Source organism: Raineyella fluvialis (assembly GCF_009646095.1).
GTDB classification, from domain to species: Bacteria; Actinomycetota; Actinomycetes; order Propionibacteriales; family Propionibacteriaceae; genus Raineyella; species Raineyella fluvialis.
Map to the genome: position 1 here is coordinate 2,694,318 of NZ_CP045725.1, position 26,127 is coordinate 2,720,444.

A 26,127-nucleotide genomic window follows, 5' to 3' on the forward strand; every position below is an offset into this window, starting at 1 on the left:
ACAGGCCTTCTGGCTGGTGCCGTGAGGGGTGGTGCCGGTCCCATCCTCCGCGCATGGACCCGCACACCGCAGAAGCCACCGGCGCGCCCGACCCCGCCGAGACCGTCGTGCTCCGACCCCACGGACTCCAGGGCCTGCTGGCCACCGTTCCCTACCTGCTCGGCTTCCACCCCCGCGAATCGCTCGTCGCCGTCCTCTTCGAGGACCGCCGGGTGGTGCTGACCCTGCGGCTCGACAGCGACGACCTCGTCGCGCATCCACCCGACGTCGAGGACTTCCTGCTGACCCAGTTGCGCCGACTCGAGGCCACCGGGGTGCTGCTCGTCGCCTACACCGACGAGGAGGCACAGGACGTGGCCGCGGCCCTGACCGCCGTCTGCCTCGGCCTGGAGGTGGTCGGCCTCCTCGACCCCGACGGTGCGGAGGTCCTCGATGCCGTCCACGTCGCCGCAGGCCGCTACCGCTCACTCACCTGCGACGACACCACCTGTTGCCCGCCGGAGGGGCGCGACTATGCGAACGTCCTCTCCGACGCGGCCGCCGCCGACGCCGTCGTCCACGGGCTGCCGGCCTGGTCCGATCGCGAGGACCTGCGTCGCAGCGTCCTGCCCTCCGGATCCGGACCCGACGCGAGGAGCGAGGCCTTCGACCAGGCCCTCGTGCGTGCCCTGATGCAGGCCGGCACCCTCGGACCCCGCGACGTCGCCGAGGCGATGGACCGACTACTCACCCGGATCGAGACCACGGGCACCGACCCGGATCCGACCACATTGGGACACCTCGTCGCCCTCGCCGGCCTGTCCGACGCTCGGGACGTGGCGACCCTGCGGATCGAGCGGGAATCGGCAGCACTGTGGTCGCGGGTCTGGTCGGCCGCCGCCCGGCTCAGCACCGGCCTGGCGGCGGTGGCACCCCTCGGGCTCGTCGGTGTCAGCGCCTGGGCCCGGGGGACGGAGCACTGGTGTGCATCTGCCTCGAGGAGGCGGAGAAGCTCTGCGGGAAACACGGTCTGGTCGACCTGTTGCGCACCGTCGTGGAGCACGGGATCCACCCCGATGAGTGGCACCGGATGCGGCGCGAGAGCCTGGAGCGCTACGGTCCTCTCGGCCCGGCGTCGGCCCCTGAGCAGGAGGAAGGGGGAGAACGGGCGGTGGGCTAGAATCGCCGGGTGCCTGAGGACATGACGACGTATGACGCGGTAGCCGCTCAGGAGCGCTGGCAGGCGTTCTGGGAGCAGGACGGGACCTTCGTCCCCCTTGACGACGGTTCCCGGGAACGGCGCTACGTCCTCGACATGTTCCCCTACCCGTCCGGCGACCTCCACATGGGGCATGCCGAGGCCTTCGTGATGGGTGATGTGGTCGCCCGCTACTGGAAGCTGCGCGGCTACGACGTCATGCACCCCATCGGCTGGGACTCCTTCGGCCTCCCGGCGGAGAACGCCGCCATCAAGCGCAACGCCCACCCCGCCGAGTGGACCTACAAGAACATTGAGACCCAGGCGCGCTCCTTCAAGCGCTACGGCCTGAGCCTCGACTGGAGCCGTCGCCTCCACACCTCCGACACCGAGTACTACCGCTGGACGCAGTGGCTGTTCCTCCGCTTCTTCGAGCGGGGCCTGGCCTACCGCAAGGACTCGATGGTCAACTGGTGCCCGAATGACCAGACCGTTCTCGCCAACGAACAGGTCGTCCAGGGCCACTGCGAACGGTGCGGGGCGGCCGTCACCAAGCGCAAGCTCAATCAGTGGTACTTCAAGACCACGGAGTACGCCCAGCGGCTCCTCGACGACATGGAGCAGCTCGAGGGGCATTGGCCCGACCGGGTGCTGGCGATGCAGCGCAACTGGATCGGCCGCTCCGAGGGCGCCTACGTCGACTTCGACGTCGAGGGCCACGACGGGCCGGTCACGGTGTTCACCACTCGCCCCGACACCCTCTTCGGTGCCACCTTCTTCGTCGTCGCGCCCGAGTCCGAGCTCGCCGACCAGATCTGTGCCCCGGAGCAGCGCGGCGCCTTCGAGGAGTACCTCGAGGCGACCAAGCGGATCTCCGACATAGAGCGGCAGTCAACGGAGCGCCCCAAGACCGGTGTCTTCCTCGGCCGCTACGCGATCAACCCTGTCAACGACGAGAAGTTGCCGGTCTACGCGGCCGACTACGTGCTGGCCGACTACGGCACCGGCGCCGTGATGGCCGTGCCGGCGCATGACCAGCGCGACCTCGACTTCGCCCGCACCTTCGACGTGCCCGTTCGGATGGTCGTCGACACCGGCCAGCCCGATCCGGCCGAGACCGGCATCGCCACCGCGGGCGACGGGACGTACGTCAACTCCGGCGACCTCGACGGGCTGACCGACAAGGCCTCCGGAGTCACCACGATGATCGACCGGCTCGAGGCCGCCGGGCGCGGCCGACGGGCGATCACCTACCGCCTGCGCGACTGGCTGCTGAGCCGGCAGCGCTTCTGGGGCGCCCCGATCCCGATCGTACACTGCCCCCAGTGCGGTGACGTCGCCGTGCCGGACGATCAGCTCCCCGTCCAGCTGCCCGACCTGCGGGGCGAGGACCTGGCACCGAAGGGCACCTCCCCGCTGGCAGGCCCCGCGGCGACCGCCTGGCGCGAGGTGGCCTGTCCCTCCTGTGGTGGTCCCGCTGAGCGCGACACCGACACGATGGACACCTTCGTCGACTCGTCCTGGTACTTCTTCCGCTACTGCTCCCCGGGCTTCGCGGACGGCCCGTTCGACGAAGCCGACCTCGCGCGCTGGATGCCCGTCGACCAGTACGTCGGCGGCGTCGAGCACGCCACCCTGCACCTGATGTACTCGCGGTTCTTCACCAAGGTCCTCTTCGACATGGGCATGGTGACGTTCACCGAACCCTTCCGGCGCCTGCTCAACCAGGGCCAGGTGATCAACGAGGGCAAGGCGATGTCGAAGTCGCTCGGCAACGGGGTCGACCTCGGTGAGCAGATCGACCGCTTCGGCGTCGACGCCATCCGCCTCACCGTCGTCTTCGCCGGCCCGCCGGACGAGGACATCGACTGGGCCGACATGTCCCCGGCGAGCTCGCTGAAGTTCCTCCAGCGCGCCTACCGCCTCGCCGCCGAGGTGACATCGGCGCCCGGCACCGACCCCGCCGGCGGTGACAAGGACCTGCGCCACATCACCCACCGGACCATCGCGGACGTCACCCAACTGCTCGACGACCAGCGCTTCAACGTCGTCGTCGCCCGCATCATGGAGCTCGTCAACGCCGCCCGCAAGACGGTCGACACCGGGACAGGGACCTCCGATCCCGCCGTGCGGGAGGCCGCCGAGTTCGTCACGCTGGCTCTGAGCACCATCGCCCCGTACGTGGCCGAGGAGATGTGGGCGGCACTGGGCGGTGCGCCGTCGGTGGCCAACGCCAGCTGGCCCAGCGCCGATCCGGCACTGCTCGTGGTCGACTCCGTCACCTGCGTCGTTCAGGTCCAGGGCAAGGTCCGGGCCAAGCTCGCCGTCGCCCCCGACATCTCCGACACCGATCTCGAAGCCATCGCGCTCGCCGACCCAGGGGTCCAGCGATCCCTCGACGGCCGCGAGGTCCGCAAGATCATCGTGCGGGCGCCCAAGCTGGTGAGCATCGTCCCGGCCTGATCCGACTCCCTGTGGCCTCCGCCGCAGGTGTGACGAACAACCGCTCGAACGAAGACGACTTTGTTTTGTACGATGATCTTGTGAGAAAGACCGAGCCGGACGCCGACATGAGCGCCACGGTCGCCATGGGACCCCTGCCCGCGGCGATCGCGACGCCGCTGTCGAGCGCTCGCGCCGCCGTGCTGGCACAACTGGCCGAAGCGGACGGACAGCCGCTTCGGGCCCAGGAGATCGCCAAGGCGCTCGGGCAGCATGTCAACACCACGCGTGAGCACCTGGAGGGTCTGGTCGCCGATCACCTGGCCGAGGCGACGACCGAGAAGCCGAGAGGCCGCGGCCGGCCGGCCACGCTCTACCGGTCGCTGCCCGGGGCCTCCATGTCCCCGATCGGGCGTCAGTACGCAGCCCTGGCCGACGTCTTGGTCGAGCAGGTGCTCGAGTCGGTCGACAACCCCCAGCAGGCCGCCTTCCGGGCGGGCCAGCGGTGGGGTCGCAAGCTCCTCGACGGCGTGCCGGAGGGGGCTCCCCGCAGGAGGCGGTGGATCGACAGCTCGCCGAGGTCGGTTTCGCCCCGGAGCGCACCGCCGAGGGTGAGTGGCACCTGTATCGCTGTCCGCTGCTGGCGGCGGCTCGACGACATCCCGAGGTTGTCTGCAACGTGCATCGAGGGGTCGTCGCGACCATGCTCGAGGGACTGGGGGAGCCTTCGGACGTGCGGATCTTCCCCTTCAGCGAGCCTGGCGCCTGCGTGATCACCGCGCGACCCGAGGCGTCATCGGCCTGAGGGCCTGTCCACAGGTCCTGGAGCCTTCCTCGGCTCCTGTCCACAGGCCCGTCGGCCACCGCCGACGGGACCCGGTCCGTGACCACACTCGTGCATGAGTCCCCGACGGCTACCGCAACCCTCACCCGAGGCGACCCGCCAACGCCTGGCGGGGCTGATCGACGCGTCGCCCGACGCAGCCTGGGAGGAGAGCTTGCCTCCCGACCCTTCCGAGGAAGCCATTGCGACTGCGGGCGGACGGGGCCTGCCCTGGCGGCGTGAGTCGGTCCTGGTCGTCTGTTCGATCCTGCTCGTGGGTCTGCTGGTCGGTGGATTCACCCTGCTGCGCTCCCGACCCGTCGCCGTCCCTTCCACCACCGTCCCGCTCGCGGCTCCCTCCAGCGGCGGCTTCGCTGCCGCCCGTAGCTCGTCCCCCACACCGAGCCTCACCGCCACGCCCTCTCCCCGCGGCTCCATCGCCGCCCACGTGATCGGGGAGGTGAAGCATCCGGGCCTCGTCGCCCTGGCATCGGGTGCGCGCGTCGACGATGCGATCACCGCCGCCGGTGGGCTCACCTCCCGAGCCAACACCGGCGACCTCAATCTGGCCCAGCCACTCCTGGACGGCCAGCAGGTGCGCATCGGCTCGACGGCCGAGCCGGGCGGTGAGGTGAGAGGGCCTGCCGCCACTCCTGCCGTGTCCACGGCACCGGGGCCTCACGGCAGCACGCCGGCGGCGGCGACGATCCGGCTGAATTCCGCCACCTCCGCCGAGTTGGAGGAGCTGCCCGGCATCGGGCCGGCGTCCGCGAAGAAGATCATCGCGTGGCGGGACCAGCACGGTGGCTTCCGGACGGTCGATCAGTTGCAGGACGTTCCTGGGATCGGGCCGAAAACGTATGCCGACATCGCGCCCCGCGTCACGCTCTGACACCGCGACCGGCTCTCCTGCGATCGACCCCGCCGCGGTGTTTCCCGGATCGGGGCGTCCTCGGCTCGACCTGCGGCTCGTCCCGGTTGCCCTCGCCGCCTGGAGCGGCAGCTGGCTCGGCACTTCAGGACAGCACTGGTGGCAAGCGGCAGGGATCCTCGTCGCCGTGACCGGTCTGCTGGTCGCCCGACGCCGGCGCGGACCGTCAGTCCTCGCAACTACCGCAGCCCTGCTGGGCTGCCTTCTCGTCGGTGGTCTGCACAATCTCGCGGTCAGCACCGGACCGGTCGCGGCGCTCGCCACCGGTCATCGCACTGCCGAGCTGGACCTTGTCCTCCTCCACGATCCCGTCACCGTGGCCGCACCAGGGTCATCCGACGGCGCCGACTCCCGGGCCGGACGGATGTGGGTACGGGCTCGCGTCGTGGCGATCCACACCGGCGAGACCGCCATCCGGGTCCGGGCCCCGATCCTCGTCACCATCACCGCCTCCGAAGCCCCGGCCTGGAAGGAGGCCATCGCCGGCAGCACGGTGGCGGTGCGCGCCACGCTCGCCGAGCCCGACCCGGGATCAGACCTGGCCGCGATGGCGAGGGCCAGTGGACCCGTACGACGCGTGGCGGCCCCTTCCTGGGACCAGCGGGTCGTCCACCGGGTCCACGACGGGCTCCGCGAGGCGGTCGCGCAGCGTGCGCCCCGGGCGCGGGCACTTGTTCCCGCCCTCGTCGTCGGCGACACGAGCGGGGTCGATGCGGTGATGGAGCAGGAGTTCCGCGACGCCGGTCTGCTGCACGTGATGGCGGTCTCGGGCAGCAACCTCACGCTGTTGCTCGCCTTCCTCCTCACGGGCGCCAAGCTGCTCGGCGTCCGGGGCCGGTCCCTGCACGCCATCACCGTCGTCGGGGTCGTCGTCTTCGTCGCTCTGTGCCGCACCGAGCCGAGCGTCGTGCGGGCCGCCGCGATGGGCACGGTCACCCTCTCCGCCCTGATGACGGGTGCCGCCGACGGTCCCCGCCGGGGCCTGCGCTCCCTCGCGGTGGCGGTCATCGGCCTGCTGGTCCTCGACCCATGGCTCGCGCGTTCCGCTGGGTTCGTCCTGTCCACCGCCGCTACCGCGGGCATCGTGATCTGGGCCGGGCCCTGGGCGGAGCGGATGGCCCGCTGGGCGCCGCACTGGCTGGCCGATGCCGTCTGCGTTCCCCTCGCCGCCCAGTTGGCCACCGGCCCGTTCGCCGTCCCACTGTCGGGGACGGTCAGTCTGGTCGGGCTCCTGGCGAACATGGCTGTCGGCCCGCTGGTGGGCCCGGCGACCGTGGCCGGGTTCGCCGCAGCCGGGCTGGGCGTCATCTGGCCCGCGGCGGCCGTGGTCGTCGCCTGGCCCGCCGCGCTCGCCGCCCGCTGCATCGCGGCGGTCGCCTCGGCGGCCTCCGCGGCTCCCGGTGCGACCGTGTGGTGGCCACCTGGCCCGCTAGGTGTGCTGCTCCTCGTGGTCGCGACCGGCGCGGTGGTTCTCGCGGTCCCGGCCTGCCTGGCGCGCTGGTGGCTCTCGCTGCTGGTGGCCCTGGTGCTCCTCGCCCTGGTGCTACGAGGGCCGGTCCTGGCCGGCTGGCCACCGCCCGAGTGGAGCCTGGCCGTCTGCGACGTCGGTCAGGGCAACGCCATCGTGCTCTCCTCGGGACCCCACGAAGCCGTCCTGGTCGACACCGGCGGCGACGGGCCGGCGGTGCTCGGGTGCCTGCGTGAGCTCGGCGTCCGGCGCCTCTCCCTGATCGTCCTGAGCCACCTGCACGCCGACCACGCCGGAGCACTTCCTGATGTCTTGGCACGAGTGCCGACCGAGGCGGTGGTGACCGCGCCCGGACAGTTCCCCGATACGGGTCGGGTGCCACACTTGGAGTCGACCGCCGGCGACGTCGTCCGCGTCGGCGACGTGGTGTGGGAGTCCATCGCGCCACCGCCGGGCCAGCCGCCACCGCTCGACCCGGCCGACGAGAACGACGGCAGTCTCGTCGGGCGAGCCCGCATCGGCGCGATGGCCGTCCTGCTCCCGGGCGATCTCCAGGCCGAGGGTCAGGACCGGTTGCTCCGCAGCGGGGCCGACGTCGCCGCCACCTTCCTCGTCGTCCCGCACCACGGGTCTCGCGACCAGTCGGAGGACTTCCTGCGCGCCACCCGCGCCCGGGTCGCCCTGGTCAGTGTCGGGCGGGACAACCCCTACGGTCACCCCCACCCCCGCACGCTGGACGCCCTGACCCGGCTGGGGATGTCGGTGATCCGTACCGACCGCAGCGGTCACATCGCCGTCTCCTGCCGCGAGGACGGCTGCCGTGCGGCGGCCGTGCACTGACGGGGACGCGGCCAGCGCTCGCGACGCGACCACAGCAGCCCGAGTGTCGGTGGAGGCTGCAATAGTGGGTGGGTGGCCACCACCAGACAACTCCGCGTCGATGACCTCGGCTCCCCCTACGGCAAGGTCGTCCTGATCCAGGGGCCGGAGGAGATGCTTGCCGCGCGCCTGGTCGAGCAGGTCGTGGCCGTCGCTCGGGCCGAGGACCCGTCGGTCGAGGTGGTGCGTACCGGTGCTGCCGGTCTTGAGGGGGGCGACTTCGCCCAGATGACCTCCGGATCCCTGTTCGCCGCCAGGTCGGCCGTGGTGATCGAGGATCTGGCGGAAGCATCTGACTCCCTGGCGCAGGCCCTGCTCGCGGCGGCAGCCGATCCCGCGCCCGACATCGCCCTCGTCCTCGTCCACCGGGGCGGCAACAAGGGCAAGGGGGTGGTCGACAAGCTGAAGAAGGCGAAGGCCGCCCACTTCCCTGTCACCGCGCTGAAGCCGCGCGAGCTGGTGGGCTTCGTCGAGCACGAGGCCCGCACCCGAGGGGCGCGGCTCGACCCCCAAGTGGCCCAGCAGCTCGTCGACAGCGTCGGCACGGACCTGAGGTCCCTCGTCGGAGCGGTCGATCAGCTCGCCCAGGACAGCGAGGACGGCCTCATCCGCGAGGACCTCGTCCGGAGGTTCTTCCAGGGCCGCGCTGAGGTCAAGGGGTTCACCATTGCCGACGCCGCCCTGGCGGGTCAGACCACGCGAGCCCTGGAGGAGCTCCGCTGGGCGCTGGCGTCGGGCACCGCCCCGGTGCTCATCACCAGCGCGATGGCCTCAGGCGTACGCGGATTGGGGCGGCTGAGCGGGGTCCGGGGACGGGGAAATGACAACGAGGTGGCGGCTGACATCGGAGTGCCGCCGTGGAAGCTGCGGACCATGCGCCAGCAGCTCCAGCGGTGGGACGACCTGCGGCTGGCGCGGGCCGTCCGTCTCGTGGCGCGCGCCGACGCCGACGTCAAGGGCGCAGCGGACGACGCCGCCTACGCCTTGGATACGATGGTGCTCCAGGTCAGCCGGCTCGCCGGCCGCTGATCGCTCGGTCGCTCCGGCCAGCGATGCTTTCGCTACCCCGCCGGCCGATGACGGCCGCAGCGAGGACGCCGCCGAAGACGCCACCGAGGTGGGCCTGCCAGGAGATGCCCGAACTCGTCGGCAGCACCCCCAGATCATGCCGCCGTACACGACGACAAGACCGACGGCGATGAGGATCTGGCGCCAGTCCCGGGTCCACAGGCCCCGGACCACCAGGAAGGCGAACCAGCCGAAGATCAGACCGCTCGCCCCGGCGACGTACGCTCCGGCAGGCGTGAAGGCCCAGGCGAAGAGCCCGGAGACGACGACGATCAGCAGGGTGCTGATCACCCACTGGGCCCGCCCGGAGATGTAGACGAACCACCCCAGGACGAAGAACGGGACGGTGTTGGAGATGAGGTGCTCCCAGCCGAAATGCAGCAGGGGAGCGGTGAAGATGAACAGCACAGCCTGCGGGTCATGGGCACGGATCGCGAAGTAGTCCAGCAGGTTGCCGCTGAGCTGGTCGACCAGTTCGATCAGCCAGAGCAGTGCGACCCATCCGACCATGAACCGGGCTGCAGCCCCGGCCGTGACGCTGCGCCGGGCGACGGTCTTCGTCAAGGGACGGGGGACGGGTCGCTGACCGCCGTACATACTCATGGCCTCCAGTCTGCCAATAAGGGGCAATCGGGGAGAACCCCGAGGACGACGACCAGCGCCCCGACCTCCGAGGATCGGGGCGCTGGTGCAGCGTCAAGGAGGGCACGCACCCGAGGGAGACATGACCCGTGCGGGACGACAGCGTGCGGGACCGAGGCCCGGGCGTCGACACCGATGCCGCACTCCCGTCTGCGACACCGCGACGAGCGGGACGCAGGGGAGTGACGCGGCGGTCAGACCAGAGCGGCGGCCTTCTTGGCGATGGCCGACTTGCGGTTGGCCGCCTGGTTCTTGTGGATGACACCCTTGGTCACGGCCTTGTCCAGGTGACGCAGCGCGACGCGGGCGGCCTTCTCGGCCTTCTCGGTGTCACCGGCCTCGACAGCCTCGGAGAAGCGACGGGTGTAGGTGCGCAGGGCGGACTTGACCGCCTTGTTGCGCTGACGAGCCTTCTCGTTCGTCTTGATGCGCTTCTGCTGGGACTTGATGTTTGCCACGGGGCAGGCCTCTGTACTCTCGGACGTTAAGAATCTGTGTGGTGTGTGTCCGGTGGCCGGAACACAACGCAAGCAAGCACTCTACCAGTCGGCCTCTCAACCGCCAAAACCCCGGCTGGGCGCCGTTCGGGGGGCCTCCTCGTGGGATCGCGGGCGGGGCGCCGCCGTGAGAGACTGGGGATCCAGCCCGTACGTACGCTGGTACGCCCTCGTCCAGGAGAATGCACCCCACCGTGACTGACAGTGTCCTCGAGCCCGGCCGGACTGACCCGTCCCTGCTGCGCAACTTCTCCATCATCGCGCACATCGACCATGGCAAGTCCACCCTCGCCGACCGGATGCTGCAGTTGACGAAGCTGGTCGACGAACGCAGCATGCGAGCCCAGTACCTCGACCGGATGGACATCGAGCGCGAGCGTGGGATCACCATCAAGTCCCAGGCGGTTCGGCTGCCGTGGTCGGTCGACGGCCAGGTGTACGCCCTCAACATGATCGACACCCCCGGCCACGTCGACTTCACCTACGAGGTGTCCCGCTCGCTCGAGGCCTGTGAGGGCGCGCTGCTGCTCGTGGACGCCGCTCAGGGCATCGAGGCGCAGACGCTGGCCAACCTCTACCTGGCGCTCAACGCGGACCTGGAGATCATCCCGGTCCTCAACAAGATCGACCTGCCGGGCGCCGAGCCCGACAAGCATGCCGAGGAGCTCGCCGGGATCATCGGTTGCGACCCCTCCGACGTGCTGAGGGTCTCCGCGAAGACCGGTGTCGGCGTCCCGGACCTGCTGGACCGGATCGTCGAGCGGGTGCCCGCTCCGCAGGGAGCCGCCGACGGGCCGGCCCGGGCACTGATCTTCGACTCCGTCTACGACGTCTACCGGGGTGTCGTCACCTACGTCCGGGTCGTCGACGGGCAGCTGAGGGCGCGCGAGAAGATCCAGATGATGTCGACCGGCGCGACCCACGAACTCCTCGAGATCGGCGTCATCGCCCCCGAGCCGACCAAGGGCACCGCGCTCGGCGTCGGCGAGGTCGGCTACCTGATCACCGGCGTGAAGGACGTCCGTCAGTCCCGGGTCGGCGACACCGTGACCTCGGCCACGAAGCCGGCGACCCAGGCCCTCTCGGGCTACCAGCACCCGAACCCGATGGTCTATTCGGGCCTCTATCCGATCGACGCCTCCGATTATCCCGAACTGCGCGAGGCCCTGGACAAGCTCCAGCTCAACGACGCCGCCCTCGTCTACGAGCCGGAGACGTCGACCGCCCTCGGCTTCGGCTTCCGCGTCGGCTTCCTCGGTCTGTTGCACATGGAGATCGTGCGTGAGCGCCTGGAACGCGAGTTTGGCCTCGACCTGATCTCCACCGCCCCCAACGTCGTCTACCGGGTGGACATGGAGAACCGCGAGGAGCGTACGGTCACCAACCCGTCGGAATACCCGACCGACGGCAAGATCGCCGCGGTCCACGAGCCGGTCGTCGACGCGACGATCCTTGCCCCGGCGGAGTACATCGGCACGATCCTCGAGCTGTGCCAGACCAAGCGCGGAGTCCAACAGGGGATGGACTACCTGTCCTCGGACCGGGTCGAGATCCGCTACACCCTGCCGCTGGCCGAGATCGTCTTCGACTTCTTCGACCAGTTGAAGTCGCGGACCAAGGGCTACGCCTCGCTGGACTACCACGAGTCGGGGGAGCAGGAGGCGGATCTGGTCAAGGTCGACATCCTGCTCCAGGGTGAACCGGTCGACGCGTTCTCCGCCATCGTTCACCGCGACAACGCCTACTCCTACGGCACGATGATGGCTTCCAAGCTCAAGGAACTCATCCCGCGTCAGCAATTCGAGGTGCCGATCCAGGCCGCCATCGGTGCGCGGGTGATCGCGCGGGAGACGATCCGTGCCATGCGCAAGGACGTCCTGGCCAAGTGCTACGGCGGTGACATCAGCCGCAAGCGCAAGCTGCTGGAGAAGCAGAAGGAGGGCAAGAAGCGGATGAAGACGATCGGCCGCGTCGAGGTCCCGCAGGAGGCCTTTGTGGCGGCGCTCTCCACCACGGAGGCGGACAAGAAGGACAAGTAGGCACCGTTGGTGTGACCTGAACGTCGTGCCACCGCGTTTCGATACGGCGGGCCGACGTGGCAAGGTGGACGCACGGGGCCAACGGCGGTCCGCCTTCAGGAATCGATGAACGACGTGGGGTGCACCATTTCCATGAGGATGACCGGCCGAGACACGAACACGACCACGGCCCCCGGATCCACGGGCGGCGGCGATCAGGACGCCCCCCGCGGGATCCCGGAGGCCGCACCCTTCGGCTCCCCCTCGGCGTCATCCGCTATCGGTGCCCCGGCGCCGGACACCCGCGTGCTGACCAGGGTCGGTGCGGACCGGCCGGAGTCACCGACCGCGCCGCAGGCCGCTGAGCTGCCTCCCGCCACCGAGCCGCTGGCCCTGCCCGCCGGGCCCGGTGCGGCCGGCACGACCACCGGCAAGGCCAAGGACAACTCCGGCTGGACCCACCCCAAGATGACCAGCATCCTCGCGGGCGCCGGGGCTGCGGCGACCTCCACCGTGGTCGGCGGGCACCTCGGCGCCGCCGGGACGGTGATCGGTGCCGCGCTGGCCAGTATCATCACCACTCTGGCGCTCAACATCTACGAGAACACGTTACGCAACGGCACCCGCCGTCTGTACAGCGCCTGGCTCGCACGTCGTGGCGATCCGAAGGCGGCCGCCGCAGCGGCCGTCGCCGCGGGCAGCGCCGTCCCGGTCGCCACGGGGGCCGCGGAGGGCACGGCGAAGGGCGGCCTCCCGGTCCGGATCAGCCGGCGGATGGTCGTCGTCACCGGGCTGACCGCCGTCCTCGCCACCGCTCTGGGACTGGGCGTGATGGTCGGACTCGAACACAGCTCGGCGACCCCGATCACCCCGGGGACCAGCCAGCTCGCAGGCACCGGCCACTCGACCCGCACACCCGGCGACACCCCGACCACCACCGCGACGCGACCGAGCTCTACCCCCACCACCTCCCTGGGCGGTTCTACGACCACCTCGACCAAGGCGACGCCGTCCACGACCCCGAGGCCGTCGACGGCCACGTCGACCAGCTCGGCGACCGGCTCCTCCAGCACCGGGACGACGTCCGGCGGTGGCGGCACCGGCTCGGGAACGACCGGCTCCGGCACCACGGGGTCGGGTTCCGGCACCACCTCCGGCTCCGGGACATCTGGCACCACCTCGGGCAGCGGGACGACCGGCACTCTCGGCGGGACAACCAGCAGCACCGGCTAGCAGCCGGCCGAACTCACCCGACCGACCCCTGCGGCGGGACCGGCCCGGTCCGTTCGGTGAACGGGGCTGGATCGCGGGGCTAGCATGGCTGGCATGCCCGGCCTGCCCCGACACGTGCACATGCTGTCGATGCACACCTCGCCGATGGCCCAGCCGGGGGTCGGGGACGCCGGTGGCATGAACGTGTACGTCGCTCACCTCGCCGCCATGCTGGCCGCGCAGGGCATCGACGTCACCCTCTGGGCGGCCCGGCTGCACGACGGGGAACCCTCCCGGCGTCGTCTCGGCGAGCGCCTCGAGATCCGCCACGTGGACCTGCCTGGCGGCCCTCACCGGGACAAGAACGGCCTGCGCCACCACCTCGGCGCCTTCGCCGAGGCCGTCGTCGAGGGCGCCGGGCCAGGGCCGGGCCAGGTGGTCCACGCCCACTACTGGCTGTCGGCGATGGCCGGTGCCGAGGTGGCCGACCGGCTGGGGGCACCCCTGGTCACCAGCCTGCACACCAGCGCCTTGGTGAAGAACCTGCGCGCGTCCGTGGGGGAGAGGCCGGAGCCGGCGTTCCGGATCGCCGGTGAGCGGTCCGTCGTCGAGGCGTCGGATGCACTGGTGGTCAACACGCCGACCGAGGCCCGCCAGATGCACGAGCTCTACGGCGCGCCCTTGGACCGGCTGCACGTGATCACTCCAGGGATCGACCCGCACGTCCACCACCCGCCACGCAACGATCCGCGCGACACCAGGCCGGGGGTCGACGACCCGATCGAGATCCTGATGGCGGCCCGCCTCCAGCCGCTCAAGGGGCCGGAGCTGCTGATCGAGGCGATGCGGTTGCTGGCCCCCGACAGACTCCCCGTGCACGCCACCATCATCGGCGACGGCAACGCCGACTACCTGGCTCGGCTGAGGGAGCTGGTGGACCGTTATGACCTGGGGGCCGCGATCGCCTTCGAGCCGGCGGTCCCGGGAGCCGTCCTCGCCGAGCGGATGCGGGCGGCGGACATCGTCGCGGTGCCGTCGTCCTCCGAGACGTTCGGGCTGGTCGCGCTGGAGGCGCAGGCCTGCGGGGCGCCGGTCGTGGCGAGCCGGATCGACGGGCTCGCCGAGGCGGTTCGTGATCGCCGCACCGGCGTGCTTGTCGCGGACCGTACGCCCCGGGCCTGGGCCGACGCCCTGCGTGCCCTCGCGCTCGACCCCGCCCACCGTCGGGCCCTCGGCCGCGCCGGTGCCGTCCGGGCCGCCGGGATGACCTGGGCCGTCACCGCCGAGCGCGTCGCGGAGGTCTACTCCTCAGTGCTGCGCCACGGCCACCGGGCGGCTCCCGCCCTGGCCCACTGAGCTGCTCCTCCCGGCGGCAGGCCCGGACGCGACGCGGCGGCCACCCGGATGCTCCGGATGACCGCCGTACGTGGCGTGCTCGGCGAGGCCGACCTGCGGGTCAGCGGTCGCGCTCGCCCCGGATGTAGGCCTCGAGGTCGGCGCGCGCGATGTCGTCGGGGCGCTGCTCCGGCGGCGACTTCATCAGGTAAGCGGCCGCCGAGGTCAGCGGTCCGCCGATGCCGCGGTCGAGACCGATCTTCGCGGCCCGGATCGCGTCGATGATGACGCCGGCGGAGTTCGGTGAGTCCCACACCTCGAGCTTGTACTCCAGGCTGATCGGGGCGTTACCGAAGCCGTGGCCCTCCAGCCGGACGAAGGCGAACTTGCGGTCGTCCAGCCAGCCGACGTAGTCGGAGGGGCCGATGTGGACGTCCTTCTCGGCGAACTTGTGCTCGACGTTCGACGTGACGGCCTGGGTCTTGGAGATCTTCTTCGACTCCAGCCGGTCGCGCTCGAGCATGTTCTTGAAGTCCATGTTGCCGCCGACGTTCAGCTGGTACGTACGGTCGACCGTGTAGCCGCGCTGCTCGAAGAGGTGCGCGAGGACCCGGTGGGTGATGGTCGCGCCGACCTGGGACTTGATGTCGTCGCCGATGATGGGGAGCCCGGCGTCCTCGAACTTCTTCGCCCACTCGGGCGTCCCGGCGATGAACACCGGCAGCGCGTTGACGAAAGCGCACCCCGCGTCGATGGCGCACTGCGCATAGAAGAGGTCCGCCTCCTCCGATCCGACGGGGAGGTAGGAGACGACCACGTCGACCTCGGCGGCCTTCAGCGCGGCGACCACGTCGACCGGCTCGGCGTCGGACTCGGTGATGGTCTCGCGGTAGTACTTCCCCAGGCCGTCGAGGGTGTGGCCGCGCTGGACGATGACACCGGTGGTCGGGACCTCGGCGATCGTCATGGTGTTGTTCTCGCTGGCCGTGATCGCGTCGGCGAGGTCGAGGCCCACCTTGGCGTTGTCGACGTCGAACGCCGCGACGAACCGGACGTCATTGACGTGGTAGTCGCCGAACCTGACGTGCATGAGGCCGGGGACGGTGTCGCACGGGTCGGCATCGCGGTAGAAGTGCACACCCTGGACCAGGGACGATGCACAGTTACCGACGCCGACGATGGCGACACGGATCGGGTGATCGGACACGTTTCTCCTTGCAGTTCGGGGTTCCAGCGGTGCCCGGTCCCGGGCGCGGCCGATACCCCGGTCGATAGGATGCTCCAAAAGTGAAGTATCGCACGGTGTTTCGGGCGCGGCAGAATGGTCCGGATGAGGGAGGACTCCTGATGCCATCCACGCTGCCCGACGGCGATCCCGTCCCCGACGACGGCACCTTGCCGCCGTCCGCGCTCGCCGAGGTGACCCGCCGGCCGCTGGAGATCTACCTCCACGTGCCCTTCTGCACGACGCGCTGCGGCTACTGCGACTTCAACACCTACACCGCCGACCAGTTGGGCACCGATCCGGGCGCCACCCGGGCCGGCTACATCGACGGGGCCCTGACCGAGCTGGAGCTGGCCCGGCGCGTGCTCGGTCCCCAGGCCCCGGCGGTCTCGACGGTGTTCGTCGGCGGTGGGACCCCGACGCTGCTGCCCCCGCGTGACCTGGTCCGCTTCCTCGACGGTGTGCGCGCCACCTTCGGCCTCGCCGAGGGGGCCGAGGTGACCACCGAGTCCAATCCTGAGTCGATCGGGGCCGAAGGACTGGCGGAACTGGCCGAGGGCGGCTTCACCCGCATCTCCTTCGGTATGCAGTCCGCCGACGAGCAGGTGCTGGCGCTGCTCGACCGGGTGCACACCCCGGGACGGGCGGCCGAGATGGTCGGTCTGGCCCGCGCGGCCGGCTTCCGGCATGTCTCGCTCGACCTCATCTACGGCACGCCGGGGGAGAGCCTCGACTCCTGGCGCACCAGTCTGCGTACGGCCCTCGACGCCGGTCCCGACCACGTCTCCGCGTACGCCCTCATCGTCGAGGAGGGCACCCGGTTCGCCGCCCGGGTGCGACGGGGCGAGATCGCGATGACCGATGACGACGACCTGGCCGACAAGTACCTGCTCGCCGAGGAGGAACTCACCGCCGGCGGCCTGTCGTGGTACGAGGTGAGCAACTGGGCCAGGACCGAGGACGACCGCTGCCGCCACAACCTCGGCTACTGGCAGGCGGCCGACTGGTGGGGGATCGGCCCCGGCGCCCACAGCCACATCGGCGGCGTCCGGTTCTGGAACCGCAAGCACCCCGCCGCGTACGCGCGGGCGCTCGCGGAGGGGCGCACCCCCGCCCAGGGCCGCGAACTGCTCACCGGCGACCAGCGGCGCGTCGAACGGGTGCTGCTCGAGTTGCGCCTCGCCGACGGACTGCCGCTGGAGGTGCTCACCGGCTCGGAGCGGCGTCGGGTCCCGGACCTCGTGTCCCGTGGCCTGGCCGAGCTGCGCCCAGCAGAGGTCGAGGGTCCGGGGGGCGACGAGCGGCTCGTGCTCACCCTGCGCGGGCGGCTGCTGGCCGACGGCATCGTCCGCGACCTGCTGGACTGACCCACGAGCCGGCTGACGCACAGTCGCGGTGTGTCGCGCCCGAGCAGTGTCGGTGCAGGGGCTTAGCCTCAGGGCCATGCCCAGCAGTAGATATCCCACCGACGTGCTCGCCGCCGGGTTCGAACGGGCCAACCGGAAGAAGGCCTCCCGAGACCAGGTCCTGCGTGCCGGTCTGGTGGTCGAGGATCCGGCCAGCGGCTTCTGCGGTGCCGTCCTGCGCTGGGAGAACGGCCTGGTGATCCTCGAGGACCGCAAGGGCCGCCGCCGCTCGTTCCCGTTGGGTCCGGGCTTCCTGCTCGAGGGTGAACCGGTCACCCTCAAGGTCCCCCCGCGCACCTCGGCGAAGCCGTCGCACACCCGTTCCGGGTCACGGGTCGGGCCGGCGGAGGCCGCCAAGGTCGCCCTGCCCAGCCGGATCTACGTGGAGGGCCGCCACGACGCCGAGCTGGTCGAGAAGGTCTGGGGCGACGACCTGCGCCACGTCGGCGTCGTCGTGGAGTACATGGGGGGAATGGACGACCTGCCGGCGATCGTCACCGAGTTCGCCCCGGGCAAGGGGCGTCGGCTGGGTGTGCTGGTCGACCACCTGGTGGCGGGGACGAAGGAGTCGCGCGTCGTCGAGCAGGTGGCCGCCGGCCCCTGGGGCGACTATGTCTTCGTCACCGGCCACCGCTACATCGACATCTGGGAGGCGGTGAAGCCCGCCCGGCTGGGGTTGGAGGAGTGGCCGCGGATCCCCCGGGGCACCGACTGGAAGCACGGCATCTGTGCCGCGATGGGCTGGCCGCACAAGGACCAGGCCGACATCGCGCGTGCCTGGCAGTTCATCCTGTCGCGGGTCGGCAACTGGAACGACCTCGACCCCGGCCTGCTGCGCGAGGTGGAGCGACTCATCGACTTCGTCACCCAGGACCACGTGGGGCCCGAGGACTGACGGTCGGCCGCCCCTGTCGGGTCGTCCGTGACGTATGAAACAGTGGTGCCCATGGTCGCACCGCGTGAGCTGTCCACTGCACAGGTCCTCGAGATCATCCAGCAGGTCGCTGACGAGGTGATCCGGCCCCGGTTCCGGGCGCTGACCAGCGACCAGATCGCGGAGAAGGGACCGGGTGACCTGGTCACGATCGCGGACCGCGAGTCCGAGCTGCGACTCACCGAGATCCTCTCCCACGCCTACCCCGACGCCCTGATCATCGGCGAAGAGGCGACCGCCGCCAATCCGGGCCTGCCACCGCACCTGGTCGGCGCCGAGCACGGCTTCACCATCGACCCGGTCGACGGCACCAAGAATTTCGTCAACGGCAGCATCGACTACGCCGTGATGGTCGGGGAGGTCCGCCACGGTCGTACGGTGCGGGCCTGGATCTGGCAGCCGGAGCACCAGGTGGCGTACGTCGCCGTCCGCGGTGAAGGGGTCACCCGCAACGGCGAGCAGGTCGTCCGGGCCCAGCCCTCGCCCGATCCCGCCCAGTGGCGGGGGCGCTCGGCCAGGGTCGTGATCCGGGAGCGCGAGGCCGACGCGGCCCTGCCCCAGATCTCCATCAGCGCACTGTGCTGCGGCGTCGACTACCCCAAGCTCGTCACCGGTGAGACCGACTTCCTCGTCTACGGCCGGCCCCGCCCCTGGGACCACGTCCCGGGCCTGCTGATGGTCGAGGAGGTGGGCGGCACCGGCCTGCTCACCGACGGGTCGACGTACGTTCCGGGCGTGGACGGCTTCGGGATGGTCGTCGGCGCCACCGGCTCCGTCGCCGCGTCGGTCCGCGACGCCCTCGGGGCCCGGTTGGGCACCCGGCCGACCCGGACCCAGCCGGAGTGACACTCCTGCTCGACCGACGCGTCAGTCCTCGCGGATGTCCTTGCGGATGATCGGCAGCTGGGCACGCGGAGCGAATCCGCGCGCTGCCAGCACGTCGTAGGCGCGCCGTACGCCGGGGGCGATCCGTTCCCAGGGGAACGGCCAGTCACCGCGCGTCGCCGCCTCCTCGTAAGCGATGCCGTCGGAGACGAGGTTGGTCACCTCGCCGAGGATCGACGCGATCCAGCCACGCTGCAGGGTGATGTCGGCCATCTCCATCGGTTCGCCGTGACCCGGGTAGGCACGCCACCCTGGACGCAGCATCAGGCCGATCAGGTGGTCGAGGGCGCCCGGCCACGTCTCCGGGTCGGCGTCGGCGCCGATCTGAGGGCCGGCCGGCTCGATGATGTCGCCGGCGAAGACGATCTTCGCGTCGGCGACCACGGCGATCACGTCATGGTCGGTGTGGGCATGGCCGACCGAGAGCAGCTCCACCACCCGGTCGCCCAGGTCCACGGCCCGGGCCACCCCGAACGTCGCGGTCGGCTCCGGCAGCTCCCCGGCTCCCACGCCGTACGGCGCCAGGTCGGCCAGCAGTTGCTGATCGGCCAGATGCCCGCCGAGGTGCTCGTGCGCGACGATGGGGAGGTCCCGGAAGGCCGCCAGGCCCCCGACATGGTCGTAGTGCGCATGGGTGAGGGCCACCGCGACCACCGGTACCCCGGCCAGCGCCTCGGCGGTGCGCCGGATCTCCTCTCCTTGGGCCGGGGTGCTGCCGGTGTCGATGACCAGGGCACCTCCGGTCCCGGCGACCAGTCCCACGGTGACCGTCTCGGGTTCGGCGAGCGCGCGCCACGTACGGTCGCCGATCGGCTCCCACCTCCCGAGGCGGGCGGAAGGAACGGTAAGGGACGGTCCATCACTCATGGCGCTAGACTGGCACTCGGAGCGGCGGAGTGCCAACAGGGCCCCGCGGAGTCGGGAGGGTGAGGAGGGGACGTGCTCGACGATCGCAAGCTGACCGTGCTACGCGCCATCGTCACCGACTACGTCTCCAGTCAGGAGCCGGTGGGGTCGAAGGCGCTGGTCGAGCGGTACCGGCTCGGGGTCTCGCCGGCGACGGTCCGCAACGACATGGCCGTGCTGGAGGACGAGGGTTACATCACCCAGCCGCACACCAGTGCGGGCCGGATCCCCACCGACAAGGGCTATCGACTCTTCGTCGACCAGATCGGCGAGATCAAACCGCTGTCGACCCCGGAGCGGCGGGCGATCGAGACCTTTATGTCCGGCGCCGTCGACATGGACGACGTGGTGGCCCGCACGGTGCGCCTGCTCGCCCGGTTGACCCACCAGGTCGCCATCGTCCAGTACCCGGTGATCTCCGCGACGGTGATCCGTCACGTCGACCTGATCCGGCTCGGTGACGACGACCTGATGGTGATCGTGGTGAGCTCCAACGGGCACGTCGAACAGCACACCCTGACACTCACCGTCGACGACGAGCAACTGGCGCAGCTGCGCACCCGACTCGCCGCGGCTGTGGTGGACCGCACCGCCCAGCGAGCGGTCGAGGCACTCGCATCGATCGACGAGGAGTTCCCGCCGCAGGACCGGGCGGCGGCCCAGGTGGCCGTCGCCACCCTGCTCGAGCTGCTCGGCACCCCGCCCAGCACCCGGGTGGTCGTCGGCGGTGTTCCGAACCTGGCGCGTTTCGCCAGCGAGTTCGAGTCGACCGTCGGGCCGGTCCTGGAGGCGCTCGAGGAGCAGGTCGTGCTCCTCAAGCTCCTCGGCGAGGCCGCGACCTCGGACGACGTGCTCGTCCGGATCGGCCAGGAAGTCCCCTATCAGGGGTTGCAGTCGACCTCGATGGTCGCCAGTGCCTATGGCAGTCAGCAGGATGTCTGGGCCACGCTCGGTATTGTCGGACCGACCCGGATGGACTATCCGTCGATGATGGCGTCGGTGCGCGCAGTCGCACGCTACGTGGGCCGTTTCCTGGCCTGAGGATGACGAGGACATGAGCAAGGACTATTACGAGATCCTGGGTGTGGGCCACGATGCCGACGCCGAGACGATCAAGAAGGCCTACCGCAAGCGCGCCATGAAGGTGCACCCCGATGTGGCCCAGACCGAGGACGCTGCCGAGCAGTTCAAGGAACTGAACGAGGCCTACGAGGTGCTGAAGGATCCCCAGAAGCGGGCGATGTACGACCGCGGCGGTGATCCGATGGGCCCCGGCGGCATGGGCGGCGGATTCGGCGGGATGCCAGGTTTCGGTGGCGCCGGCGGGTTCGACTTCACCGATCTGATCGGGTCCATGTTCGGCCAGGCCACCTCCCGTGGTCCCCGGTCCCGTGTCCGCAAGGGCCAGGACGCCCTCGTCGGGATGTCCCTGACGTTGGCCGAGGCGGCTTTCGGAGTCACCAAGCCGCTCCAGGTCGACACCGCCGTGCTCTGCTCGCGGTGTGCCGGTTCCGGCTCGGCCGAGGGCAACGCGCCGGTCACCTGCCGTACGTGTCACGGGGCCGGCGAGGTGACCCAGGTGCAGCGGTCCTTCCTCGGTGACATCCGCACCTCATCGCCCTGCCCGGCCTGCCGTGGCTACGGCACGGTGATCCCGGACCCCTGCCCGGAGTGCTCCGGGGAGGGTCGCGTGCGCACCACCCGTACGCTCAACGTCAAGGTTCCGGCGGGCGTCGACTCGGGCAACCGCATCCACCTGGCGGCCCAAGGCGAGGTCGGGCCCGGCGGCGGCCCCGCCGGTGACCTCTACGTCGAGCTGCGTGTCGAGGCGCACGAAAACTTCACCCGCAAGGGCAGCGATCTGGAGACGGTCGTCCGTGTCCCGATGACCGCCGCCGCGCTGGGCACCTCCGTCAAGGTGCCGACACTGGACGCCGAGAAGGAGGGCGCGACCGAGGAAGAGGCCCTCGTCGACGTGGAGATCCCCGCGGGCACCCAGTCCGGCACGCGGATCACAGTGCGCGGTCGGGGTGTGCCGAAGCTGCGGTCCAACAGCCGGGGCGACATGGGCGTGACCTTCCTCGTCCAGACGCCGACGAAGCTGGATCCGGAGCAGCGCGATCTGCTGCGTCAGTTGGCCGATCTGCGGGGCGAGCACGAGGTCAGGGTCGGGCATGCCAAGGAGAAGGGCTTCTTCGGCAAGCTGCGCGACGCGTTCGAGGGCTGAGGCGGACCGGTGACCGATCCGGTCTTCCTGCACGACTTCGGGGCCGACCCCGCCCTCGGTGACGTGGTCACCCTGGCGGGGGAGGAGGGGCACCACGCCGCTGTCGTCCGCCGGATCCGGCTCGGCGAGGTCGTCGTCCTGACCGACGGCCAGGGCACGGGCGTCCGCGGTGAGGTCGTCGCGGTCAGCAAGAAGAGCATCGACGTGCGCGCCGACGAAGTGCTGCACGCCCCGCGATCGGCGGTCCACTGGATCGTCGCCCAGGCCCTGGCGAAGGGCGGCCACGACGAACAGGCCGTCGACATGATGACCCAGGCGGGCATGGACGAGGTGGTGCCGTGGCAGTCGGCCCGCGCCATCGTCCGCTGGTCCGGCGACAAGGCGGTCAAGGGTGCCGAGAAGTGGCGACGGACGGTCCGCGAGGCCGCCAAGCAGTCGCGTCGACTGCACGTACCGGCCGTGCACGACGTGCTCGACACCGCCGGACTGGCCCGCCTCGTGGCGACGGTCGACGCCGCGTACGTGTTGCACGAGTCGGCCGAGCGGTGGCTCGCCGCCCTGGACCTGCCCTCCGCCGGCAGCGTCCTGCTGATCGTCGGCCCGGAGGGCGGCATCGCCCCCGAGGAACTCGACGTCCTCGTCGCGGCCGGGGCGGTGCCCGTCCTGGTCAACGACGGGGTGCTGCGGAGCTCCAGTGCCGGGATCGTCGGGCTCGCCCAGGCCCAGGCCCTGGTGGCTCGAGCGGCGGGAGACTGAGCTCCTGGGCTCCCACCAGGATGGTGCGGTCGGAGGGTCGATCAGCCGCCGCGCCCTCGGTGAGCCGCCGCGGTTTCACTCAGGCGCCGCCGGTTTCCCTCAGGCGCCGCCCGTCGGCGCGCCGCGCCTGAATCGGACGGGGGCGGCTTCCCGAAGGCGCAGCGGCTGGACGCGACGCCTTGCGCCGGAGACCGAGCGCCACGCCGGTGATGGCGGTGGCCGGGACGAACGGCTGACGCCACACCCGGGAGTCGTCCGACTCCGCGACGTTGTCGCCCACGACGAACCACTGTCCGGAGGGGACCCGCCAGGTCTCGATGTAGGCACCGGAGGGCGGGGGCCCGTTCACGCTCAACCGGCCCGCCCCCATCCGGACCACGTCGCCGGGGCCCGCGGCCAGCCGTTTGACCAGCCGGCCGCCATCCGGGGCGGCGATCACCACGACATCACCCACCCGGAGTCGGCCGACCGGCGGTCTGGTGACCAGTACCCGGCCCGGCCGGAGGGTGGGCAGCATCGATCGGCCCTCCACCCGGACCAGCGGCGACCAGCGCCGCCGCCGAGACGATCTGCTCGAGTCAGTGCGCATGCTCGTGCTCGGCATGCTGGTGCTCGGCATGCTCATGCCCGTGGTGCTCGTGGCCGTGGTGCTCGTGCTCCTCACCCTCGGCGTACTTGAAGTAGCTGACGTAGGCGGCGACGAAGTCGCGGGCGGCGTCCACATCGTCGATGTCGAAGTCCTTCTTGGCCAGAGCGATCCCGAAGCGCCGATGCAGCTCGTCGCTGCGGGCGGCGGGTACGAGGCCGCGCACCTCGGTGTCGTCGCCGATGTCGAGGGCCCGGTCAGCCGCGACGACGACGGCGGGAAGCTCGGTGCCGGTGGGCTGGATACCGGTGAACCCGACGCCCTCGCCCATCCGGTGCAGGCGGACCAGCGTCTCGAGGAAGAGCCGGTCGGCGACCCATCGGGCGTCCGTCCCCAGCCGTCGGACGGCGAGGCTGCGCGTGAAGACCTCGACGAGTTCGGCCTCCGCGTCGGCCTGGATCCACTTGAGGGCGAAGTTGACGTTGCCCGTCTCAAGAGCGCGGCGTCCGTCGGTGACGGCGGGCCCGTCGGCGGTGTCGCAGTGTGCGCGGACGGTCGGGACGACCGTCTCGACGAGCGATCGGAGAAGCGTACGCAGGGACATGGCCGCAGCCTCCTGTGTCGGGGATCAGTGATGTCTTCGACGGTAGGACGACGGAAGGTCCGGCGCATTGATCCGGGTCAAGTCCCGCGACCGGGCCTCCTCACTGCGAGTCAACGTGCTTCCTGCGGCCATGTCTCGCGCGGGCCAACAGGACAAGGTAGACGACGGCGGTGGCACTGCTGGCGTACCCGAACAGCGAAGCGACGAGCACCACGGGATTGTTCAACGGCAGGTCGGCACCGAAGGCCCCCGTCGCGTAGTGGACGACGTAGAAGGCGACTTCCGTGACCAGGAAGGCGACGAGTGCCGCCCGGCCGCGCGACCTGCCCTGGAGGGTGGCCACGATCGCGACGCCGAACCAGATGCCGGTGAGGATCAGCGGTATCGACAGACCGGCCAACACGCCCCACCGGGCGCCGTATTGATGCAAGGCATAGGGGATCTGCCACAGGTAGTTGCCGGTGGTCACGACGACCAGAGGCCACCATCTCAGCGTTGATTGATGCGTACGTGTCTGCCGCGTTGCGTGCGGGACCTCAGGATGGCTCATCGAGCCTCTCTCTCCTCTACGGGGGGCACGCGCGAGCCGTCTGTGATGGACGGTTCGCCCTGTCCGGGTGCTCCGACAGCCGAGCAGCGTAGGCTATCGGGACTCCAGCCCGCTGGGCCGCAGGGCGGATTAGCATGAGTGCGCCCAACCATAGCCATCTCATCGGAGGAATCCTGTCCAGTCGCCCCGCCGCCGTCGAGTCAGGGGAATCCTGCGCGTTCGGCTTCCGCCCGCAGACCGAGCTGGCCAACGGCCGGGGCCGCACCGGAGTGATCGGCACACCCCACGGGGAGATCCACACCCCGCCTTCGTGGCCGTGGGGACCAAGGCCACCGTGAAGGCAGTCACCCCCGCGCACGTGGAGGAACTGGGCGCCCAGGCGGTGCTGGCGAACGCCTATCACCTCTTCCTCCAGCCGGGTGCCGACATCGTCGACGAGGCCGGGGGCCTGGGCCGCTTCATGAACTGGCCAGGGCCTACCTTCACCGATTCCGGGGGCTTCCAGGTGATGAGCCTCGGCGCGGGCTTCAAGAAGGTCCTCGCGATGGACACCTCCGGCCTGCAGAACGACGACGTGATCGCGGAGGGCAAGACCCGCCGGGCCTTCGTCGACGACGATGGGGTGACTTTCCACTCCCACCTCAACGGGGACGTGCACCGGTTCACCCCGGAGGTGTCGATGCGGATCCAGCATCAGTTGGGCGCCGACATCATGTTCGCCTTCGACGAGCTGACCACCCTGATGAACACCAGGGCGTACCAGGAGGAGTCCGTCGAGCGGACCCGCCTGTGGGCCGAGCGCTGCCTCGTCGAGCACCGGCGGCTCACCGCGGAGCGGGTCGGCAAGCCGTACCAGGCTCTCTTCGGGGTCGTCCAGGGGGCACAGTACGAGGACCTGCGGCGCTCCGCGGCGCGTGGCCTGGCGCAGATGGAGGTCGACGGGCAGGGCTTCGACGGCTTCGGGATCGGCGGCGCGCTGGAGAAGGCCAACCTCGGCACCATCGTCGGCTGGGTCAGTGATGAGCTCCCCGCGGACAAGCCCCGGCACCTGCTGGGGATCTCGGAGCCCGACGACTTCTTCACCGCGATCGAGAACGGGGCGGACACCTTCGACTGCGTCCAGCCCTCGCGAGTGGCCCGCAACGCCGCGCTCTACAGCCGCGACGGGCGGTTCAACATCACGAGGGCGGAGAACCGGCGCGATTTCGGGCCGATCGACGAGGACTGCGACTGCTACACCTGCACGCATTACACCCGGGCCTACCTGCACCACCTGTTCAAGGCGAAGGAGATCCTCTCGTCGACGCTCGCGACGATCCACAACGAGCGCTTCACGGTGCGGTTGGTGGACGACATCCGTACGTCGATCGAGGAGGGTCGGTTCGCGGAGTACCGCGCTGAGGTGCTCGGCCGGTTCTACGCGACACGACATCGGCACTGACGGAGGATCACCGTACGGCGAGGATCACCGTAGGGCGCCCGATCTCGGCGTTGGACAGCAGGGACCCTGACCACCAGGATCGGGACCGAACGGCGCCGATAACGCCGCAGGGCCC

At 70.6% G+C, this 26,127-nt stretch carries 21 protein-coding genes and 2 pseudogenes; 16 read left to right on the forward strand and 7 right to left on the reverse strand.

Annotated features, from left to right (window positions below):
• The first annotated feature begins 53 nt into the window (after positions 1 to 53).
• The 6 genes from Rai3103_RS12295 (at position 54) to holA (ending at position 8,749) form a co-directional block, all read left to right on the forward strand.
• The gene (locus tag Rai3103_RS12295) at positions 54 to 1,184 is read left to right on the forward strand and encodes a DUF4192 domain-containing protein (protein WP_153572841.1); all 1,131 of its coding nucleotides are present in this window, start codon (positions 54 to 56) and stop codon (positions 1,182 to 1,184) included.
• Positions 1,181 to 3,640, forward strand: a complete 2,460-nt coding sequence (leuS, locus tag Rai3103_RS12300) for a leucine--tRNA ligase (protein ID WP_153573747.1) — start codon at positions 1,181 to 1,183, stop codon at positions 3,638 to 3,640. The genes Rai3103_RS12295 and leuS overlap by 4 nt, the downstream gene beginning before the upstream one ends.
• An 80-nt stretch (positions 3,641 to 3,720) precedes the next feature.
• On the forward strand, positions 3,721 to 4,392 hold the full coding sequence (locus tag Rai3103_RS12305; protein WP_153572842.1) for a helix-turn-helix transcriptional regulator: 672 nt from the start codon (positions 3,721 to 3,723) through the stop codon (positions 4,390 to 4,392).
• A 126-nt stretch (positions 4,393 to 4,518) separates the two neighbouring features.
• The gene (locus Rai3103_RS12310) at positions 4,519 to 5,334 is read left to right on the forward strand and encodes a ComEA family DNA-binding protein (protein WP_153572843.1); all 816 of its coding nucleotides are present in this window, start codon (positions 4,519 to 4,521) and stop codon (positions 5,332 to 5,334) included.
• Between the two features lie 37 nt (positions 5,335 to 5,371).
• Positions 5,372 to 7,681 carry a ComEC/Rec2 family competence protein gene (locus Rai3103_RS12315; RefSeq protein ID WP_194793121.1) on the forward strand — a complete coding sequence of 770 codons (2,310 nt, stop codon included), beginning with the start codon at positions 5,372 to 5,374 and terminating at the stop codon, positions 7,679 to 7,681.
• Positions 7,682 to 7,753: 72 nt separating this feature from the next.
• Positions 7,754 to 8,749 carry a DNA polymerase III subunit delta gene (gene holA, locus Rai3103_RS12320; protein WP_228488895.1) on the forward strand — a complete coding sequence of 332 codons (996 nt, stop codon included), beginning with the start codon at positions 7,754 to 7,756 and terminating at the stop codon, positions 8,747 to 8,749.
• A gap of 174 nt (positions 8,750 to 8,923) precedes the next feature.
• On the opposite strand, the pseudogene Rai3103_RS12325 reads toward holA, so the two are convergent.
• Together Rai3103_RS12325 and rpsT are read right to left on the reverse strand one after the other, a co-directional pair.
• Positions 8,924 to 9,391, reverse strand: a pseudogene (locus Rai3103_RS12325) (rhomboid family intramembrane serine protease); the annotation flags it as partial.
• Between the two features lie 233 nt (positions 9,392 to 9,624).
• Entirely contained in the window at positions 9,625 to 9,888 is a 264-nt protein-coding gene (rpsT, locus tag Rai3103_RS12330; RefSeq protein ID WP_153572845.1) for a 30S ribosomal protein S20, read from the reverse strand.
• A gap of 221 nt (positions 9,889 to 10,109) precedes the next feature.
• Here rpsT and lepA point away from each other — a divergent pair, with 221 nt between their 5' ends.
• The 3 genes from lepA (at position 10,110) to Rai3103_RS12345 (ending at position 14,513) form a co-directional block, all read left to right on the forward strand.
• Entirely contained in the window at positions 10,110 to 11,966 is a 1,857-nt protein-coding gene (lepA, locus tag Rai3103_RS12335) for a translation elongation factor 4 (protein WP_153572846.1), read from the forward strand.
• Positions 11,967 to 12,104: 138 nt separating this feature from the next.
• Positions 12,105 to 13,178, forward strand: a complete 1,074-nt coding sequence (locus Rai3103_RS12340; protein WP_153572847.1) for a hypothetical protein — start codon at positions 12,105 to 12,107, stop codon at positions 13,176 to 13,178.
• Positions 13,179 to 13,271: 93 nt separating this feature from the next.
• Positions 13,272 to 14,513 (forward strand): glycosyltransferase, encoded by a 1,242-nt coding sequence (locus tag Rai3103_RS12345; RefSeq protein ID WP_194793122.1) that lies wholly within the window; start codon positions 13,272 to 13,274, stop codon positions 14,511 to 14,513.
• A gap of 100 nt (positions 14,514 to 14,613) precedes the next feature.
• Here Rai3103_RS12345 and Rai3103_RS12350 read toward each other — a convergent pair whose 3' ends face one another.
• Positions 14,614 to 15,699 carry an inositol-3-phosphate synthase gene (locus tag Rai3103_RS12350; RefSeq protein ID WP_153572849.1) on the reverse strand — a complete coding sequence of 362 codons (1,086 nt, stop codon included), beginning with the start codon at positions 15,697 to 15,699 and terminating at the stop codon, positions 14,614 to 14,616.
• Positions 15,700 to 15,839: 140 nt separating this feature from the next.
• Between Rai3103_RS12350 and hemW the strand changes: the two genes are divergently transcribed.
• The 3 genes from hemW (at position 15,840) to Rai3103_RS12365 (ending at position 18,903) form a co-directional block, all read left to right on the forward strand.
• Positions 15,840 to 17,084 carry a radical SAM family heme chaperone HemW gene (gene hemW / locus Rai3103_RS12355; protein WP_153572850.1) on the forward strand — a complete coding sequence of 415 codons (1,245 nt, stop codon included), beginning with the start codon at positions 15,840 to 15,842 and terminating at the stop codon, positions 17,082 to 17,084.
• A 76-nt stretch (positions 17,085 to 17,160) separates the two neighbouring features.
• Positions 17,161 to 18,018: a DUF3097 domain-containing protein gene (locus Rai3103_RS12360; protein WP_153572851.1), complete on the forward strand. Its 858-nt coding sequence runs from the start codon at positions 17,161 to 17,163 to the stop codon at positions 18,016 to 18,018.
• Between the two features lie 51 nt (positions 18,019 to 18,069).
• Positions 18,070 to 18,903 carry an inositol monophosphatase family protein gene (locus tag Rai3103_RS12365; protein WP_228488896.1) on the forward strand — a complete coding sequence of 278 codons (834 nt, stop codon included), beginning with the start codon at positions 18,070 to 18,072 and terminating at the stop codon, positions 18,901 to 18,903.
• Positions 18,904 to 18,924: 21 nt separating this feature from the next.
• Here Rai3103_RS12365 and Rai3103_RS12370 read toward each other — a convergent pair whose 3' ends face one another.
• A complete protein-coding gene (locus Rai3103_RS12370; protein ID WP_153572852.1) occupies positions 18,925 to 19,809 on the reverse strand; it encodes an MBL fold metallo-hydrolase in 885 nt (294 codons plus the stop codon).
• A 72-nt stretch (positions 19,810 to 19,881) separates the two neighbouring features.
• Here Rai3103_RS12370 and hrcA point away from each other — a divergent pair, with 72 nt between their 5' ends.
• The 3 genes from hrcA to Rai3103_RS12385 are packed head-to-tail and all read left to right on the forward strand — an operon-like array spanning position 19,882 to position 22,831.
• A complete protein-coding gene (hrcA, locus tag Rai3103_RS12375; RefSeq protein ID WP_153572853.1) occupies positions 19,882 to 20,889 on the forward strand; it encodes a heat-inducible transcriptional repressor HrcA in 1,008 nt (335 codons plus the stop codon).
• Positions 20,890 to 20,902: 13 nt separating this feature from the next.
• On the forward strand, positions 20,903 to 22,075 hold the full coding sequence (gene dnaJ / locus Rai3103_RS12380) for a molecular chaperone DnaJ (RefSeq protein WP_153572854.1): 1,173 nt from the start codon (positions 20,903 to 20,905) through the stop codon (positions 22,073 to 22,075).
• Positions 22,076 to 22,084: 9 nt separating this feature from the next.
• On the forward strand, positions 22,085 to 22,831 hold the full coding sequence (locus Rai3103_RS12385; RefSeq protein WP_153572855.1) for a 16S rRNA (uracil(1498)-N(3))-methyltransferase: 747 nt from the start codon (positions 22,085 to 22,087) through the stop codon (positions 22,829 to 22,831).
• 79 nt (positions 22,832 to 22,910) lie between these two features.
• On the opposite strand, the gene lepB is transcribed toward Rai3103_RS12385, so the two are convergent.
• The 3 genes from lepB to Rai3103_RS12395 all read right to left on the reverse strand — a co-directional run bounded on the left by lepB (position 22,911) and on the right by Rai3103_RS12395 (position 24,490).
• On the reverse strand, positions 22,911 to 23,456 hold the full coding sequence (lepB, locus tag Rai3103_RS12390; RefSeq protein WP_338420023.1) for a signal peptidase I: 546 nt from the start codon (positions 23,454 to 23,456) through the stop codon (positions 22,911 to 22,913).
• Positions 23,410 to 24,021, reverse strand: a complete 612-nt coding sequence (locus Rai3103_RS17020; protein WP_194793124.1) for a DUF6448 family protein — start codon at positions 24,019 to 24,021, stop codon at positions 23,410 to 23,412. Before Rai3103_RS17020 ends, lepB begins: the two co-directional genes overlap by 47 nt.
• 100 nt (positions 24,022 to 24,121) lie before the next feature.
• Positions 24,122 to 24,490 carry a hypothetical protein gene (locus Rai3103_RS12395; protein ID WP_153572857.1) on the reverse strand — a complete coding sequence of 123 codons (369 nt, stop codon included), beginning with the start codon at positions 24,488 to 24,490 and terminating at the stop codon, positions 24,122 to 24,124.
• A gap of 215 nt (positions 24,491 to 24,705) precedes the next feature.
• Between Rai3103_RS12395 and tgt the strand changes: the two are divergent.
• Positions 24,706 to 26,012: pseudogene (tgt, locus tag Rai3103_RS12400) on the forward strand (tRNA guanosine(34) transglycosylase Tgt).
• The last annotated feature ends 115 nt before the right edge of the window (positions 26,013 to 26,127 follow it).